Source organism: Acinetobacter sp. NIOH-H-8, from assembly GCF_046635365.1.
In the GTDB taxonomy this organism is placed as follows: domain Bacteria; phylum Pseudomonadota; class Gammaproteobacteria; order Pseudomonadales; family Moraxellaceae; genus Acinetobacter.
This window is the reverse complement of record NZ_JBHDVN010000227.1, coordinates 1-433: the sequence shown is the minus strand read 5'-3', so window position 1 is coordinate 433 and position 433 is coordinate 1. Positions and strand designations below refer to the sequence as shown.

The window sequence follows — 433 nt, the reverse complement described above, 5'->3', positions numbered from 1 at the left end:
CGCGAGTATTGAGCGGCCAGTAATCGCGGAATATAAAAACAAGGAGCGGCGATGTATTACGGGTTTGACATTGGCGGAACAAAGATTGCGTTAGGCGTATTTGACTCAACGCGGCGGCTGCAGTGGGAAAAACGGGTTCCCACGCCCCATACCAGCTATAGCGCCTTTTTAGACGCCGTGTGCGAACTGGTCGCGGAAGCCGACCAGCGATTTGGCGTAAAAGGGTCGGTAGGGATTGGCATACCCGGTATGCCGGAAACTGAAGACGGCACGCTGTACGCCGCGAATGTCCCGGCAGCCAGCGGTAAGCCGTTGCGCGCCGATCTCAGCGCCCGACTGGATCGCGATGTGCGTCTGGACAATGACGCTAACTGTTTTGCCTTGTCCGAAGCCTGGGATGATGAATTCACGCAATATCCTTTGGTTATGGGGC

General features: G+C 56.1%; 1 protein-coding gene. It reads left to right on the top strand.

Features of this window, described 5'->3' with window-relative positions; all coding sequences use genetic code 11:
- Nucleotides 1-51 precede the first annotated feature (51 nt).
- The coding region (locus ACEWB7_RS17945; protein ID WP_411581083.1) for an ROK family protein at nt 52-433 on the top strand (382 nt) is incomplete at its 3' end.